Annotated in this window: 17 protein-coding genes; 8 read left to right on the top strand and 9 right to left on the bottom strand. The window is 55.5% G+C overall.

Annotated features, from left to right (window positions below):
- Positions 1 to 22: 22 nt before the first annotated feature.
- Positions 23 to 1,234, bottom strand: coding sequence for an amidohydrolase family protein (locus QGH09_07775; GenBank protein ID HJO18079.1), 1,212 nt, complete (start codon positions 1,232 to 1,234; stop codon positions 23 to 25).
- A 35-nt stretch (positions 1,235 to 1,269) separates the two neighbouring features.
- Positions 1,270 to 2,412, bottom strand: a complete 1,143-nt coding sequence (locus QGH09_07780; protein HJO18080.1) for a membrane dipeptidase — start codon at positions 2,410 to 2,412, stop codon at positions 1,270 to 1,272.
- A 145-nt stretch (positions 2,413 to 2,557) separates the two neighbouring features.
- On the opposite strand from QGH09_07780, the gene QGH09_07785 reads away from it, so the two are divergent.
- From QGH09_07785 to QGH09_07795, 3 genes are all read left to right on the top strand, one after another.
- Positions 2,558 to 2,974 carry an NIPSNAP family protein gene (locus QGH09_07785; GenBank protein ID HJO18081.1) on the top strand — a complete coding sequence of 139 codons (417 nt, stop codon included), beginning with the start codon at positions 2,558 to 2,560 and terminating at the stop codon, positions 2,972 to 2,974.
- An 11-nt stretch (positions 2,975 to 2,985) separates the two neighbouring features.
- Complete coding sequence (locus tag QGH09_07790) at positions 2,986 to 4,545, top strand: amidase family protein (protein ID HJO18082.1); 1,560 nt, start codon at positions 2,986 to 2,988, stop codon at positions 4,543 to 4,545.
- Between the two features lie 87 nt (positions 4,546 to 4,632).
- Entirely contained in the window at positions 4,633 to 5,865 is a 1,233-nt protein-coding gene (locus tag QGH09_07795) for a DSD1 family PLP-dependent enzyme (GenBank protein HJO18083.1), read from the top strand.
- Between the two features lie 23 nt (positions 5,866 to 5,888).
- Here the strand turns inward: QGH09_07795 and QGH09_07800 are convergent, their stop codons facing one another.
- A complete protein-coding gene (locus QGH09_07800; protein ID HJO18084.1) occupies positions 5,889 to 6,791 on the bottom strand; it encodes an EamA family transporter in 903 nt (300 codons plus the stop codon).
- A gap of 38 nt (positions 6,792 to 6,829) precedes the next feature.
- Positions 6,830 to 7,561: an MIP/aquaporin family protein gene (locus QGH09_07805; protein ID HJO18085.1), complete on the bottom strand. Its 732-nt coding sequence runs from the start codon at positions 7,559 to 7,561 to the stop codon at positions 6,830 to 6,832.
- Positions 7,562 to 7,693: 132 nt separating this feature from the next.
- Here QGH09_07805 and QGH09_07810 point away from each other — a divergent pair, with 132 nt between their 5' ends.
- From QGH09_07810 to QGH09_07830, 5 genes are all read left to right on the top strand, one after another.
- Positions 7,694 to 8,752, top strand: a complete 1,059-nt coding sequence (locus tag QGH09_07810; protein HJO18086.1) for a UDP-glucose--hexose-1-phosphate uridylyltransferase — start codon at positions 7,694 to 7,696, stop codon at positions 8,750 to 8,752.
- Complete coding sequence (gene galK, locus QGH09_07815) at positions 8,749 to 9,951, top strand: galactokinase (GenBank protein ID HJO18087.1); 1,203 nt, start codon at positions 8,749 to 8,751, stop codon at positions 9,949 to 9,951. Before QGH09_07810 ends, galK begins: the two co-directional genes overlap by 4 nt.
- Positions 9,952 to 10,015: 64 nt before the next feature.
- Positions 10,016 to 11,260, top strand: coding sequence for an MFS transporter (locus QGH09_07820; protein ID HJO18088.1), 1,245 nt, complete (start codon positions 10,016 to 10,018; stop codon positions 11,258 to 11,260).
- Between the two features lie 95 nt (positions 11,261 to 11,355).
- Positions 11,356 to 12,213 carry a DUF3014 domain-containing protein gene (locus QGH09_07825; protein ID HJO18089.1) on the top strand — a complete coding sequence of 286 codons (858 nt, stop codon included), beginning with the start codon at positions 11,356 to 11,358 and terminating at the stop codon, positions 12,211 to 12,213.
- 79 nt (positions 12,214 to 12,292) lie between these two features.
- Positions 12,293 to 12,541 (top strand): hypothetical protein, encoded by a 249-nt coding sequence (locus tag QGH09_07830; GenBank protein ID HJO18090.1) that lies wholly within the window; start codon positions 12,293 to 12,295, stop codon positions 12,539 to 12,541.
- A gap of 125 nt (positions 12,542 to 12,666) precedes the next feature.
- Here QGH09_07830 and QGH09_07835 read toward each other — a convergent pair whose 3' ends face one another.
- From QGH09_07835 to QGH09_07855, 5 genes are all read right to left on the bottom strand, one after another.
- On the bottom strand, positions 12,667 to 12,912 hold the full coding sequence (locus tag QGH09_07835; protein HJO18091.1) for a 2Fe-2S iron-sulfur cluster-binding protein: 246 nt from the start codon (positions 12,910 to 12,912) through the stop codon (positions 12,667 to 12,669).
- Between the two features lie 104 nt (positions 12,913 to 13,016).
- Positions 13,017 to 13,340 (bottom strand): DUF2007 domain-containing protein, encoded by a 324-nt coding sequence (locus tag QGH09_07840; protein ID HJO18092.1) that lies wholly within the window; start codon positions 13,338 to 13,340, stop codon positions 13,017 to 13,019.
- A 27-nt stretch (positions 13,341 to 13,367) separates the two neighbouring features.
- On the bottom strand, positions 13,368 to 14,330 hold the full coding sequence (locus tag QGH09_07845) for an ABC transporter permease (protein HJO18093.1): 963 nt from the start codon (positions 14,328 to 14,330) through the stop codon (positions 13,368 to 13,370).
- Between the two features lie 5 nt (positions 14,331 to 14,335).
- Positions 14,336 to 15,820: a sugar ABC transporter ATP-binding protein gene (locus QGH09_07850; GenBank protein HJO18094.1), complete on the bottom strand. Its 1,485-nt coding sequence runs from the start codon at positions 15,818 to 15,820 to the stop codon at positions 14,336 to 14,338.
- 56 nt (positions 15,821 to 15,876) lie between these two features.
- Entirely contained in the window at positions 15,877 to 16,881 is a 1,005-nt protein-coding gene (locus QGH09_07855) for a substrate-binding domain-containing protein (GenBank protein HJO18095.1), read from the bottom strand.
- Positions 16,882 to 17,030 lie beyond the last annotated feature (149 nt).

Here is a 17,030-nt window from a genome sequence, read left to right on the forward strand (position 1 = left end):
CCATCCATCAAGACTCTTCATTTCACACCTCAATCCCCAACACCCGTTCAGCATTCCCATGGTAGACCTTTCGGAGAATTGGCTCAGACAGTCCAAGGCCGTAAATCCGCCACCGCCCCTGAGGTGGTATGGGTGCGGGCGCATAGTCGAAGTACTCGTCTTCGGTCTCAAGAAATCGGTAGTAGATCTCATACAAGGCTTCACCGAACACTTGCTGAGGCGTTTCGTCGCCTTCCGGAGCCGGAATCGCATCGGTACCAAACAGAATCCGATCCTGATAGGTATCGAAGAAACGGCGTGCTGCTCGAGGCTGGCGACCCAACTCGCCAATTCTGGCACCAATCTCCACGCAAACATTCGGAAAACGGTCGAGCATCTCCCCCACTGCTGAAAGATTCTCGGCCGAGTGGCCCACGTGTAGACCAATAAAACTAGTCCCGGGATGACGCGCGAACACCCGGTCCCGTGCAGCTAACAAGTCGGCATTGCTGGGAAAGTCCCCGCCATGGAACGACCAATCTGGATGTGCATGCAATTCCTCGTAACGCTCATTGAAGCGATCGATCGGTAGAAAAAATGCTTCCGGATCGGACACGTGAATCGCAACGGGCATGTTGAGCGTAGCGCAGGTTTCCCACATCGAGTCAAAGCGGGGGTCATCGATGGCAATGAGAGGGCCCCGTGTGATTTGTTCACGTAAGTACAGTCCAAGTGTTTTCGTGACCTTAAGCCCTCTCGCTCCAGCTGCGTAAGCCCGCTCAATCTGGTCAGCCTGAAAGGTTGGGTAATCCGGTGATGCCACGTGATTCCACGATGGCTCCGTAAAGCTGATGAACCGACCGGGGTGGGCCTCGTCAAACTCCCGCCGCACTTCCACCAACCCCTCACCGACTCCCCCGGTGAGATTGACCATCGTCCGGACTCCTTTGCGGTCCATCACTGGCAAAATGTCGGCTGGTTCACCAAATTTCCTGATTCGTTCACCGAACGGCTCCATACCCAACGGCACCGCTGACCATGTGACATGCGTGTGTACATCGATCACTGGGAAGCGCGGCCTCTCAACACGGGTTTCGGCCACGTGAAGCATGCCACGTGGCTCGAATTCTGAAAGCGCTATCGCCTCGTTCGTCGTGGTGGTTCCACCCGATAGGTCTTCCTCAACCGACCGTCCGCAAGCTGCACTGAGCGTAGAAATGCTTCCCGCCAGCCATTCTCGTCGACTCCATCCCATTGTTGTTCCTTGTCTCTATCTTCGCTCGAGGGGGGTCACCCAACGACCTCGTTGAACACGCGCACATAATTGCCACCAAGAATTTTCTCGATCGTTGCCGGGGAATATCTTCGGGCATCTAAAGCCTCGGCCAGATGCAATAACCGTTTTGGATGACTGAGTTCAGGCACTCGCATATGCCGGATCTCCCAAGATAATTCAGGAAACTCATTTCGCCGACGCTCAAAGCTACGATTGTGATCGGCCACCTCGGTAGGACGCATCGCCGTCATATCAACGACATCTTGGTCGGTCCCGACACCCACCGCCTCTTCACCCCCTAAGTTAATCACGTGTTCAACGTGTGCGATGAAGTGGTCCATGGAAATCTCGGGGTCCTGAGTGAGCCAACCACTTTGGTTATAAATACAAAAAACGCCTCCCCGTTCCGCAAGGGCCCGGATATTGCGGTCGCTGACGTTCCGTCGATGAGGACAGAGTGCTAGACATCCGGAATGGGAATAGATGACCGGCTTTGTCGAGGCTAGAATGACATCGAGCGAGGACTGCTCGCCAACGTGGGAGAGGTCGACGATGATCCCGAGGTCTGCGAAAGCTTCGATCGCCTGGAACCCGAAACGGCTCAGCCCAGCGTTTGTCTTCTCCCAACAACTGTCCACAAGGTAGTTCCGACTCCCATCAGCAAGTTGAATCTGACGAACCCCAAGCTCTGCAAACGTGCGTAACTTTCCGAGGTCCCATCCAAACGGAGCAGCCATCTGGAAGCAGTAGATAAAACCAACGAGCCCCGCACGTTTCGCGGCGTTAAGTTCCTCGACCGTCGTGACCTTACGAAAAACATCGGGGTGGGTGGCTACGATCGTATCCCACGTAAAAATGCGGTGTTTAACCGCCGCAAACATGTTCTCCACTTGGCTTAATTCGGCAAAATTTGAGGTCATGTTCATTGCCATCGCCGTAATTCCCGAAGTGCGCAGCGCCTCAATTTTGTCGTCGGTCAGGTACTGTACAAACGTGCGAGGCGGCGGTTCCATGGCAAAGCACATTGCATCGACCGCGTACGCACGAGCGTAGATATCTGCTGGTGAGTCGGATGGCTGCGCATTGGCCGAGGGCCTAGCTGACGCTCCAGCGATCGCGCCCACACCGACCGTGCCGATAAATTCTCGACGATTCATAGAAAACATCCTTTCGATCGAACTATGGGAAATAAGCGCCCCGACGCGCCACTACCAGTGCCTAGTATAGGTCAGCTTCCTGCTCCGGCCCGAAGCAACTCCGAGCTATAATGCCAGCTCTTGAACCTGCATCTCGGAGGTGCACATGCAATCAGGTATATACATCGCCGCATTGGCCGGTACCGTCATCGCCGTCGGTGTGATCAACGCTCAGTCGGGTCTCTCGGTGGCTCACGACTCCCGGACGTTTGAACTCCGCACTTACACGTCGGAGCCTGGCAAGCTCGAAGCCCTACATGCTAGGTTTCGGGATCACACGACCGCACTTTTTGAGCGGCATGGCATGACCAACGTCGGGTATTTCGTCCCAACTGACCGAACGGATACCCTTGTATACATCCTGGCGCACGAAAGTCGTCAGGCAGCAGAAAGATCCTGGCAGGGCTTCGGGAATGATTCGGATTGGCAGGATGCGGCAGAGGCATCTCGGGTAAATGGGCGACTGGTCGCAAACGTCGATTCTGTGTTTATGAGTGCAACTGACTATTCACTCCTAAAATGAAGACAGCGATAATGACTCCTCTGCGCCGCTACGGCATCTTCAGCCTGGTAGTCGTACTTATTGGGTGCCAGCCCCCATCACCAGAAGAACCGGGGTCACCAGCATTCGATGTGGTTGAAACTTCGATTATAGAGATTCACGCCGCAATGAAGGCCGGTGAGTTAAGTGCGAGGACTTTGGTCAACGCATATCTCGCACGCATCGAAGCATACGATAAACAGGGGCCAGCACTAAACACCATCGTGACTATCAATCCTCATGCACTGGCCCGCGCCGACGAACTCGACCAAGCATTCGAGGTATCTGGCCTAACAGGTCCACTCCATGGTATCCCCGTTATCGTAAAGGACAACTACGACACGATCGCTTTGCCAACAACTGCTGGTTCACTATCGCTGGCGGGGTCCATCCCGCCAGACAACGCATTCCAAGTTCAGCGAATCGTGGATGCTGGCGGCATCGTCCTCGCAAAATCAAACATGGCAGAGTTTGCTTTCTCTCCATATGAGACGGTCGGTTCAGCGTTGCCAGGTTATACACGAAACCCGTACGACTTAAGACGCGTTACCGCGGGGTCGAGTGGCGGCACCGCAGCGGCTGTGGCAGCAAGTATGGGGACCGTGGGCCTCGGCACTGATACCGGTAATTCAATACGCGGCCCGTCATCACATCAGAGTCTTGTCGGCATCCGCTCGACAATGGGATTGACGAGCCGGGACGGCATCGTTCCACTCAATCTATCCCGCGACATCGGGGGCCCGATGGCCCGAACGGTTGCCGACGCCGTCATCGTGTTTGACGTCATCGCCGGCACCGATTCTGCTGATGCCATAACCGAACAGGCCGACTCCCGTCGGGTGAATTATCGTGAGCTCTTGGAAGTGGACAATCTACAGGGCAAACGACTAGGTGTGCTCCGTGAGATGTCGGATGAATCCGCCGACCCCGAGGTTATTACTAGACTCAACGAAGCTATCGAGGACTTACGCCGACTTGGTGCGACGGTCGTTGACCCGGTCACGTTGCCTGAAGACGACGTAGCTGAGGAAGAGCGGTTGCCCTGCAGCTATTTTCGGTTCGACCTAGAGCAATATCTGACTAGTCTCGGCCCAGAAGCCCCGTTCAACACCCTGCAAGAGATTATCGATTCAGAAAAGGTCCATCCAAACATCCGTACACGATTGGAATCGGCCCAGGAAGCCGCTGACGTCCCAACGAACCAACCAGGATGTGCTCAACAGGCCACTAGAGACGAGCGTCTCCGGCACCGTGTCAGACAAACGCTTCAAACTAACCAGCTCGATGCATTGATTTATCCCACCTGGGACAATCCGCCGCGTCTGATTGGTGATCTAAACACTCCACACGGTAACAACAGCTTTCAGTTGTCTCCGCCTACAGGATTTCCAGCCATCACTGTACCGATGGGCTTTGTCAGCGACGGTCTTCCAGCCGGCTTGCAGATTCTGGCCGATGCCTGGGCAGAATCGACACTAATCATTATCGCCTACGCGTACGAACAAGCTACACAGCATCGGGCGCCGCCTAGGACAACACCAACCCTAAACTAGTAATAAATACGGTTGATTAAATGGTGAAGTTCTGAACATAACTATCCACACACCGGAAAGTCATCGCCTGTATCGAGAGGAAACATTATGAATCGAGTCAAACATTCTCGTCGCCGCTTCCTGCGTAACAGTGTCGCTGCATCCGCTGGCGTATGGGCGGTTCCAACAGCACTAACCGCGGGCACAACAGCTGATAGCGATAACAACCTCGAAGTGGGGCTGCCGAAGTCTTCGCTCTTAACGCCGGCCCTGTGCGTCGACCTGGACAAACTCGAAGACAACCTTGACACGATGCAGAACACCGTATCGGGCAACGGCATCGGCGTCCGACCTCATACAAAGACTCACAAGTGCCCAGCGATCGCCCATCTCCAAATGGAGAGAGGCGCCGTCGGCATTTGCACGGCCAAACTTACTGAGGCTGAGGTTATGTTCGAGCACGGTCTTCGACAGATCTTGCTGACCACCGTCAACGTATCGACCGCAAAGATTCGTAGAGCCATGCAGCTACGAAAGCAATGCGATGGTTTTATCCAAGCTGTCGACACCGAAGAAAATGCACGGGAACTTAACGATGCGGCACGTGAGGCTGGCATCATCGCTGATGTTACAGTTGACGTCGATCCCGGTGGACACCGTTCTGGAGTCACTCCAGGCGAGCCCGCGCTCACACTTGCGCAACTCGTTGACACCCTCAGCAACCTACGACTACGCGGCATGCTGTGCTACGACGGTGGCTCACAGCATGTCTCTGGATTTGCAGCCCGCCGGACCCAAGCGATCGAACGCATGGCGCCAGCGGCTGAGACATTTTCGATGATGCAGCAGTCGGGCTTGAACGTCGAAATTTTCAGTGGTGGCGGAACAGGCACCTATAACATCGACCATGCGACCCCAGGCTTCACCGATATCCAAAGCGGCAGCTACGTCTTTATGGATGCTTCGTATTTGGGCATCGGCGGGCAAGACAACGACGAGGTGTATAGCGATTTCAAACCTTCACTGACCATTTTGACCACGGTGGTTAACGCGCAGTATGAAGGACGTGCGACTACTGACGCCGGCGCGAAGAGTTGTACGATCAACCGGCCTTGGTCGATCATCATCGGGGAAACCGGCATGAGTTACACCAGCGGGTCGGATGAATACGGCTCAATCCGCTATGAAAATCCGAGCCGGGTCTACCAGGCTGGCGATCGCCTCGAGTTAATCACTTCGCACTGCGACCCGGTCGTGAATCTCTATGACAAGATCTACGCGATTCGGAACGATAGCGTAGAAGCAGTCTGGCCGGTTGCTGGCCGAGGCAAGAACCAGTAAATTTTTCATCTATTTGCCTTGCCCTAGCTAGAGACTGCGCGACCCTTGGCGGTCACGATCACAACGACGCCGGTAATGATCACGGCTGAGCAGAGGAGCGTCCACGCGCTGACCTGTTCACCACCGATAACAGCACCGAGCACAAGCGCAATGATCGGATTAACGTAGGCGTAGGTCGCTGCCTTCGTTGGGGTGGACGCACGCAACAAGAACAGATACGCAGCATACGCCAATGACCCCGGCCCAATGAGATAGACCATAGCCATTACAGACCGCCATGATATGAGCGCAAGGTCGACCTGACTCAGTTCACCGCTGATGGTGCTCATGCACAGTAAAGTGACGCCACCACTAACCATTTGCATCCCGACCGTGATGGTTTGCGACGATGACTGCCTCGCATGCCTGGAGTAAACCGAGCCGGTTGCCCAACTTAGCGTCGCAAACACCAGCGCAAGCGCTCCGACCGGGTTGACCTCACGGACTCCCCCCACCGCCACCGGGTTCACCAACAATGTCATCCCAGCCAGGCCAATCACCAGGCCAAAAAAAACAGTGCTTCCAGGATTTGAACCGCCAGGTCGTGCCCAGTCAATTAATACAATCCAGAGCGGGACCATGGCAATCAGAAGCGCCGTCAGGCCTGATGGTACGAACTGTTCTGACCACGTAACCCCACCGGTGCCGCCAGCGACCATTAACACGCCAACGAGCGCGGCGGACCGCCAGAGCGAGTTGGACGGAATTTTCGTACCTCGTGCAATCGCCCAGCCAATAAAAAGACTGCCACCAATACAGAAACGTACCCCGGCCATAAAGAATGGCGGAATCGTTTCGATACCAAATCGGATTGCTAGATAGGTCGACCCCCACACGACGTAGACCGTAGCGAAGGCGAGGAGGACCAATGGTCTGACGTTGAACACCAGCGTGATAAAAACTGTGATGACGGAGCCCAGTTCCTTCAGGCTACCCAGAGTAGACGATAGCAGAGTGCACCCAACACTCCTCCGATAAGGGGTCCCACGACCGGCACCCAAGAGTAAGCCCAGTCAGAATCACGCTTACCCGGAATCGGTAGAAGACAATGCGCGATTCGCGGACCTAGGTCTCTCGCTGGGTTGATGGCATATCCGGTCGGCCCACCCAGTGACAGCCCGATCGACCAGACCAACATGCCCACCAACAAAGGTCCCATTCCCATCGGGAACCCTGTTTCGGGAGCAAGGTTCTCCGGCGATAAGATGGTGAGCACGCCAAGAACGAGAATAAGGGTGCCGATGATCTCAGTCACAACATTAGCGCCGAATTGGCGGACAGCCGGGGCCGTGCAAAAGACGGCCAACTTGAGGTCAGGGTCCGCAGTGCCTTGCCAATGCGGTCGGTAGGCAAGCCAGACGACAACACCACCTAGAATCGCCCCGAGCAGTTGACCGGCAATATAGATAGGCACATCGGCCCAAGGAAAACGACCAATCGAAGCGAGACCGACAGTCACAGCTGGGTTAATATGAGCACCGCTCACACTCCCAACCGCATACACCGCGACAGAAACGGCGAGACCCCAGCCGGTTGCAATAACCATCCACCCACTCCCCTCACCTTTCGAGCGGGTTAGTAAAACGTTGGCCACCACACCGTCACCTAAAACAACAAGAATCATCGTGCCTATCAGTTCGGCGACAAAAGCTGACATAGGTTCTCGTCTTTCTAATTGCGACGCAGATGGCGAATTATATATGAGAATCTTCGAGTAATTGAGGTGGCCCGCAACCGCACTGGCTCCAACGAATCACCAACTTTCGTTCACGATCAATAATAGGGTCGTATGTCCCTCAGGATTGATAGCTCTCATCGACGCTACAACCCACTGCTCGACGAATGGGTTCTAACATCGCCGCAACGGTTAGAACGACCGTGGCAGGGCCGAATCGATGAAGGAGCGGAGATCGGTCGAGCTACATACGACCCCAAGTGCTACCTCTGTCCGGGTAACACTCGGGCAAGTGGAAAAGTAAATCCTGGATACACAAGTACATACGCCTTTGACAATGATTTTCCGGCATTCACGAACTCGACACCTATTGATGGACCTCAACCATCTAGGCTCTTGCGCACTGAGGGCGTGGTCGGCACGTGCCGCGTGCTCTGCTTTTCGCCTCGACACGACCTGGCTTTATCTCGAATGACAGCGAGCGGTGTTCGCGCGGTGGTTGACGCTTGGAGCGAGGAGACCGAGCGGGCCACGAGACATGACGTAGTCCGATACGTTCAGATTTTCGAGAATCGCGGCGAATTAATGGGGTGTAGTAATCCACATCCCCATTGCCAGCTCTGGGCGGTCAACCACGTGCCGACCATTCCGGCTCGAAAACAAACAACGCAGCGCCTTTATTACAAGACACACGGCCGGGATCTGTTGGGTGACTATCTAGACGTGGAACTTACGGAAGGCGAACGTATCGTATCGGCTAACGAAGGTTGGGTCGCGCTAGTACCGTTCTGGGCGGTGTGGCCATTCGAAATCATGGTAGTGCCCCGTCGTTACGTTGCCAGCCTCATTGACCTCAGCGACGACGAACGTGCCAGTCTAGCAACGATCATCACGGACGTTACAAAACGATACGATACTCTCTTTGACTGCGAGTTCCCCTATTCAATGGGATGGCACGGCCGGCCTTCCGACGGAACATTTCAAGACGGTTGGCGTCTTCACGCCGCTTACTACCCACCACTTCTTCGCTCAGCCACAGTCAGAAAGTTCTTGGTCGGCTACGAGATGACAGCTGAGCCGCAACGGGACCTAACCGCGGAAGAAGCCGCTGCTCGACTCCGCACCCCATTAGAACTTGATGGAGGTGGCCCCTCAGGAGGGCAACCATCGTGAGCGTGGATCCTGCCGAGGTGGTCAACGACTTCCGGCAAGCGTTCAACGGACAATCACCACCCCTTATCGCCAGAGCGCCAGGTCGCATTAATCTGGTTGGCGAGCATACTGACTATCACGGCGGATTTGTTCTTCCGGCTGCCATCGATCGTGAAGTTCTCATTGCGGCTGGCCCGCGAGATGACCAGACACTGCAGGTGTTGGCCACCGCCTACAACGAGCACGCCACAATCGACTTACGTACTCTTCGGGTGACAGGTATAGCCGGCAAGACCCGTTGGGCCGACTACATAGCTGGTACCGCTTGGGCATTTGGGGAAGCAGGTCACAAACTCGTAGGAGCCAACATGGCAGTGCGTAGCGACGTGCCAATTGGAGCCGGACTCGCGTCATCAGCCTGCTTAGAAATGGCCGTAGCACGCGCCTTATGTGCGATTAGTGGAATTCCCTGGGATGCTGTGGTGATGGCAAAGCTTGCCCGGAAAGCTGAGAATGCCTTCGTCGGCGTGCAGTGCGGCATTATGGACCAGTTGGTATCCGGCATAGGCATTGCAGGTCACGCGTTACTGTTGGATTGCCGGTCGCTGACGGTTGAACCGGTCACCATGCCAGCAGACCTGTCCGTCGTCGTAATGGATACTGGAACTCGACGGACGTTGGACACCACAGAATACGCTGCACGGCGTGATGCATGCACTGTCGCACTCAGGGCCATTCAAGAACGTCAGGCAGACATCCGAACGTTGCGTGACGTCGACCTCCCTCTTCTGGAATCGATCCGGCAGAAAGTGGGCATTACCGCATTTAGGCGTGCTGCCCATGTCATCGCTGAGAACGCACGTCCCGCCCAACTTGCCGCGGCCTTCACGATTGGCGATTGGCAACTGGCCGGGAAGCTCATTAATGCATCGCATGCGAGCCTACGTGATCTCTATGAGGTTTCCACTCCTGAACTCGATCTCATCACAGACTTAGCGAAAGATACGGCGGGGTGTTACGGCGCCCGAATGACAGGTGCGGGTTTCGGCGGTAGTGCCATTGCGCTTGTAACTTCAGATGCTGTCAAGTCATTCATCTCACATGTGTCAGCTGCTTATCGGGCCAAAGGACCTTCGACAGGCGAGGTGTTTGCCTGTCAGTTAGTGTCAGGCGCCTCAATTTTTCTGTTTGACAGCGGGTCGTTGGATAGAACCCTGTAGCATTCGCTTCTGGAGCCCTGTGCCGTTCCCGTCAAGTCCTACCGATTCGCGTATGATGACGAACGTGACGTCAACGACTTCGGCTCGCTACGCGCTTGTGTTCTCCTGTCTTGGTCATAGTTACATGCACTTGTTCGCGGTGTACTTCTTCCTCGTTGTATTGCCACTCGAGCGAGAGTGGGCCATGCCGTATCATGAATTGATCAGCCTCTGGACGATCGGCTCGCTCCTGGTGGGCGCCATGGCGCTTCCCGCTGGCTGGCTCGGGGACCGCTGGAGCGCACCAGGCATGTTAGTCCTGTTCTTTCTTGGTCTAGGCGGTGCAGCAATTATTTGTGGGCTCGCGACGTCACCAACCGTTATGTGGGCTGGCCTGTGCCTCCTCGGGGCTTTCGCTGCTATCTACCACCCGGTCGGCATCGCTTGGCTGGTTCGCACCACCACGGAAAGCCGAGGCAAGGTGCTCGGCATCAACGGAGTATTTGGGAACGCTGGCGTGGCCGGCGCAGGGCTCGTCGCCGGAACACTGATTGACCTTTTTGGTTGGCGGATAGCCTTCCTTGCGCCCGGCGCCATCTCGCTGGCCACGGGAGTAGTCATGCTCTACTGTCTAATCAGCGGAAGGCTTACCGGTGATGCTGCGCGTCGTCTCCCTGCACGGGCTGATGGTCAGACTGGACAGTTACGGGCGTTTGTACTGTTACTAATTACAATGTTTGGAGGAGCGATCATCTACCAGGCTACGCAGATCGCACTCCCAAAAGTCTTTGCGGTGAGACTCGTGGAGTTTGTTGGTAGTTCGACATTCGGAGTTGGCGCATTCATCGCGCTCGTGTACGGGTTCGCCGGACTAACACAGGTCGCATCGGGTTACCTCGCAGATCGCTTCGACCTCAAGATGGTGTATATCGGCACATTCTTGTTACAAATCCCGGTGCTCTGGATCGCTGCGAGTGCCGGCGGAGTGTCCCTTGTTGCGGCCTCAACTCTCTTGGTCATGGCTAACACCGGTTCGCTGCCAGCTGAGAACATGCTTCTTGCCGCCGCGACGCCTGAGCAAAGACATGGAGTTGCTTTCGGACTGAAGTTTGTCCTCGCGTTTGGTGCAGCTCCACTGGCAATCAGGCTGGTAGCTTACGTCAATGACACAACAGGCGGCTTCTCCCTCCTGTTCACCATCCTCACAACGGTGGGCATTGGGGTCGTTGTTGCCGCAGCGCTTCTGCCCAAGTTAAAGCGACCGCAAAAAGAATCCCGCGAAATCTCTCCGGAGCCAAACGCACTCGCTGAGCACACGGGCACTCTCTAGGCACCCTAGAGCTATGCTTGACCGCTTTCTGACGTTATACACCGCCGCCCAGGGCTAGACTGTTCTACAATGGTTGGGTTTCCACTGCATCGAAGATGACTCAATTTGACGATTTCCAGTACAACCCGCCACCATCAGAATCGTCCAACGGTTCGCCTCGATGGCAATCCGTAGCAATCGTGGTGGGAGGCGTCGCATTGGTCACCGCAGCTATCGTCGCTGTATATCTCGTAAACCGCGGTCCCAATGAAACGGTGCCGGCCGAAGCCCAGACCGTCATCGAATCAACGCCTCCTGAAATTAGTGTGACAGAACCCGACCCGGAACCTGATGTACCCGAGACGGTTAACCTCCCAGCACTTGATGAGAGCGACGGTTTCGTTCGTGAACTCGTAAGCACACTGTCTGCACATCCTACGTTGGTCGCCTGGCTTGCAACGGATGAACTCATACGAACATTCGTGGTCGTTGTAGAAAATATCGCGGAAGGACAGACACCGGCGCGCCACTTAGGAGGTCTCTCGCTGAAAGAACCGTTCGGCACCTCGGGCGATCGCCAACAGTTAGTCATTGATCCTCGGAGCTATGTGCGCTACGACCTTATCGCCGACGCGTTTAATTCAGTGCACGTCGAGGGTGCCGCACAGCTATACGAACAACTAAAGCCGTTACTCGATGAGGCTTACCGCAATTTGGGACATCCCGACGGTGATTTTCACCAAGCCCTTGCCCAAGCGGTGCGTCAGATCGTCGAGGTGCCAATCGTCGATGGCGAAATCGCACTTGTTTCGCGCACTGTTGCATTTCAGTTTGCTGATTTGTCACTTGAAAGGCTAGCTCCAGTGCAGCGGCAAGCCATACGGATGGGTTCTCGCAACCTTCGAGTAGTCCAGCAAAAACTTCACGAATTATCTAGCGCATTGGGGTTAGAACCGTCCGTTACTGTGGGCTGATAGAATTGTTCCGCCTCGTTCTGCACACAAGGCCAAGACAACGGTCCTCAACGAGCTGCAGACGTTTACTGCAAAACTCATGGCAAGAGGCTGGGAAAGCAAGGCAATCGAATCGCAGCAAGATGAGGCCTCACGCGAGCGTCAACCTGTTGACCGTCGAACCGACGCGCAGCTAGCGAGGGATGCCAAGCGCTACGAACTTTTACTGGCACGCGGCCGGATAGCAGCCGACCTCGAACATGCAAAACACCCAGCTCACCGAGAAACCCTCACTCGTGCACTTAGTGCACTCGACGCCCACCTGCATGACCTAGACACGGAACTGTGAATCGCAAATTTCTCTACCGATCAACCCAGATTGGGGGAGGATTTATCTCGTCACTCGGTGTGGGCCCGGGATCCGCACGTCCGCTTCCTTCAAACCGACTCACCGCACGAAGAGTCATATATTGGTCACGCCTTATCTGACAGGAAAGACGGACCCCCCGTGAGATTACGCTGTGATAATCGCTCCTGCTCAGCTTCCGTGATCTGCTCGGGTTCGCCAGAGATGAACTCGACACGACACGTCGTACGCCTTGCACCGCCACCGCACGCGTGTAGCACATCCACGCCCGCATCCTGTTCCATAGCTAAGACCAACCGTCTACCGTCTGCAACATCAACAGGCGCATATCCTACAACTGTTAATTTTGGTATATCGGAGCCTCACTTGAACCATTCACGAACATCTCATCTGCGACCACACATCTCCCTATCCAGCGTGCCGCACTGTAGCACAGCCCAACTAGCACCTTGGAACATTAGGTAACGCGTAATGAACCGCAATTCCAACACGCGGTAAACTGCTGTTCAACAAACTCTCGACACGTGGCGCAACGCCAATTACTTGAAGCACCCTCTGGGACAACATCCCTCGAATATTCGCGGGCGAGTTCGCTTGCCCGACCGACCTGTTCTGTATCCAGCACCCACACCGACGGTAGCGTGTCAAATGTCAGCGGGGCTTCCCCTCGAGCACCGAACAGAGCTTCGCCTCGCACCAATGCGTCAATCCCTTCACTTTCAAGAATTCCCTTGAATAGATGCGCGTCGGTTGGATGCCTGGCCACATAGATGCGGATCACTCTGCTCCTCCGTTTGTCCAATTACGGCTAACTTGACCGACTAGCACGCCACCGATCCACGGCCACAGCCACAATGATGATATGACCGACGATCATCTCCTCTACAAAGTTCGGCCAACCTAGCACTGCACTCCGATTTCTAAGATAAGCCATCAGGACTGCACCCGCGAGTGTTCCGACGATTGAACCCTGGCCACCACTGAGCGACCCTCCACCAATCACCACAGCGGCAATAATGTCGAGTTCGAGGCCAATAGCTACAGTCGGATCACCTTGGGTTAGCCGTGCGAACTGCATAAGGCCGGCGAGTCCAGTAAGCGACCCAGCCAGTACGTAGATAGCAATCTTGGTGCGCGTAACACGGATGCCGCAGAGCCGTGCGGTGGCTTCGTTTGAGCCGATCGCCAACGCGTGCTGTCCGAGTACCGAATAGCGTAGAAGGAGAATAAACGCGACAGCAAGAGCTAACATTAGCCACACGCCAGGCGCCACAAACAACCAAGGTGGATTAGGAATAGGATTAACCCACAAGTCGAGTCCTTTTGTGGGCGCTGTGACCGGGATGCTTCCGGAAATCCACTTTGCAACGCCGCGATAGAAACCCAGCGTCCCGAGGGTCGCAATGAATGGAGGCAGACGGAGGCCCGTTACAAGCAAGCCGTTGTAGAATCCACAGAGTGCTCCCGTGCTCAAGGCTACGATGAGCGCGGAACCGACACCCCCACCATTCTCGAGAACAAGTGCTGCTGCAACACTGACTAGGGCGATGGCCGATCCAACGGAAAGATCAATTCCCGCACTAATGATGACAAAAGTCATCCCGATCGCCGCCGTGCCGACGATCATCGCATGTACTGCGACCAGCCTCAGATCAAATAGCGTCAGTGGCGGATGCGGTGGAATTGCATAGAAGAACAGTACTGCAGCAGCTAGGCTTAGCGCGGGTGCCAGTGTTCGTAGCCACTGGCCAAGCGATATGCCTAGCACCATGGTATTCAAGCGACCTTGCCTTCCCCGCTCGTCGCCGCATTTAAGATGTCATGCTCGGTCCAGTCTTTGGCCGATCGCGTAGCTATCACTTGGTTCCGGTGCATAACGGTGATTCGATCGCATACGCTGAGCAGCTCTGGGATATAGTCCGATACCAATACGACGCCCTTACCCCTTTCGACTAACTTACCGATCCACTCGTAAATCTTCGCCTTGCTTGCCACATCGATCCCGCGAGTTGGTTCATCCAGCAGTAGGACGTCCACATCCTGATGCAGCAGACGCGCGAACGCCACCTTCTGCTGATTACCACCGGACAACTCACCCACCGGCTGCCCCGCACCTCGTGCCCGAATGCCACACCTCGCGATGAACCGTTCCACGGTCTGCTGCATCGTGCGGGTATCGAGCCAACCCCACTTGGTAAACGGCTCCAGTCGGCTCAGCAGCATGTTATTCCCAACCGAAAGTCCTAGCGCTAATCCTTCCGTTTGCCGATTTTCACTCAATAGACCTACCCCTGGTTTGAGACCAGTGTGGCGCCAGGACTTCCCACCGCTGTATCCAGCCACAGTCACCTCTCCGGAAACGACTGGGTCCAGGCCGCAGATGGAGCGTAGTAATTCAGTTCTGCCCGCACCGACGAGCCCGGCTAGGCCCAGAATCTCGCCACGGTGCACCGTTAGATTGATCAGCCTTGACGACCACTCGGCAGTACCCACGTCGTTTAAGGTTAGTAGCGGCATGCCGGTAGGCCGCGACGAGATCGGAAACATGTCGGGTAGGCGTCGGCCAATCATAAGTTCAATCAGGTCAGCAACCGTCACCGTAGTGGTGGCACCATGGCCAACCACCCGCCCATCGCGGAGCACCAGAAAGCGATCGGCAATCCGCTGCACCTCCGCCAAAAAGTGAGAAATGTAGATAACAGCGACGCCTTCGCGGCGTAACCCAGAAATAATGTTGAAAAGCCTGTCGATTTCGACAAGCCCTAGACTGCTCGTCGGTTCATCCATGATTACAACTCGTGCATCGGTCAACAGGGCCCTAGCAATCTCAACCAGTTGACGATCACCAGTCGAGAGCCGACTAACCGGCGTGGCGAGTGGTAACTCTGGACGACCCAGTCGCTCAAGCACCCCACGAATCTTTCGGCGGTGTGCCGACCGATCGATGAGTCCGAACCGGTGACGCTCGGCGCCCAGCACTAGGTTGGCCTCAACGCTCAGGTTGGGTACAACATTGGACTCCTGATAGATCATCGCGATGCCTGAGGCACGGGCCGCGAGTGGACCAGCCGGCGTAAACACCGCACCATCAAGACGGGTGTTTCCCTCATCCGGCTGTACAGCGCCGGACAAGATCTTCATTAGCGTCGACTTGCCCGCTCCGTTTTCTCCAACCAGCGCGAGGACTTCACCTGGGCAAACTTCAAGGTCAACAGCATCAAGCGCAACCGTCGCACCGAAACGCTTTGTAATGCCAGACATGGCCAGCCGTGGACTGCGACTTTCAACAGAACTGTCGGGAGACTGCCCAGGTCTGCTCATCGATCGAGGAGGCGAGAAAGGTCTGGAGTCAGCAGTTCGGCAATTATGGGATCCTGCATGTTCTCACGGGTTGCGAGTGTCACTCCTGTATTCTGCCGGAGCTCAACAGTTACGCCTTTCAGGTAATCGACGGCGGTTTTGACGCCTAGGTAGCCCATCTCCACTGGGCTCTGAACAACGAGCCCTTCAAGGTCACCCTGCTCTAGTGCAGCCACGAGTCTCTCATTAGCATCGAACCCAACCAACCGTATATCCCCAACCAAGCCCAGGCTACGAAGCGCCAGTAGCAGGCCAAATGTGCACGATTCGTTCGCACAAAAAACACCATCAACGTAATCGTAGGTCGTCAGGAGACTCTCCGAGGCGATCTGTGCAGTGGCCGTCGTGACACCTGCATACCGCTCCGGATCAATCAACTCGATACCGGTAAAAGCAGACAGGGCCTCGACAAACCCTTCCTCACGCCGCATGGTGCTCTCTGAACCTTCAGCGTGCCGTAACAGAAGCACCCGTCCTTGTCCTCCAAGGAGGTCCCCCATGCGCTTTCCGGCAATCCGGCCACCCTCGACATTGGGTGTCGACACATAGCTAATGTAATCAGTACCGGCTTCAGCGGCGAGCCCAGAATCGAAAACAACGACAGGAATTCCAGCTTGCATGGCTAGGCGTACGGAAGGTACGAGGGCATGCTGATCAAGCGGCGCTATTACAATCGCATCGACACCGCTGCTAATTAAGTTCTGCACAAGCGAGATTTGTTGGTCCCGATCATCCTCACGCTCTGGACCACGGAAGATCACTTCAACACCGAATTCCTTTTCGGCCTTCAGTGCACCCACGTGGACCGCTTTCCAAAAATCGTGAGTCGTCCCCTTCGGCACGACCGCGACCCGAAACTGATCCACCTCGCCGCCACCATTTGTTTCGGGGCCACCGCTGTCGCACGCAAACACCGGTAAAAGTGTCACCACCAATATTCCCAAACAACCCAACCGATTCATCGCATACCTTCTTCGCACCGCTGTAGCTTAATCCCCGAAGACCGACCTCGCAAATGGGCCGTCACATCTCTCAATAAGATTATGGTCCGTGTTAGCTAGAACAGACTGAGGAACAGTAAGCTAAAGACACGACAGACGCCGGCGGCGGA

The sequence above is a fragment of the Vicinamibacterales bacterium genome, assembly GCA_036012125.1.
Taxonomy (GTDB): domain Bacteria; phylum Acidobacteriota; class Vicinamibacteria; order Vicinamibacterales; family UBA823; genus UBA11600.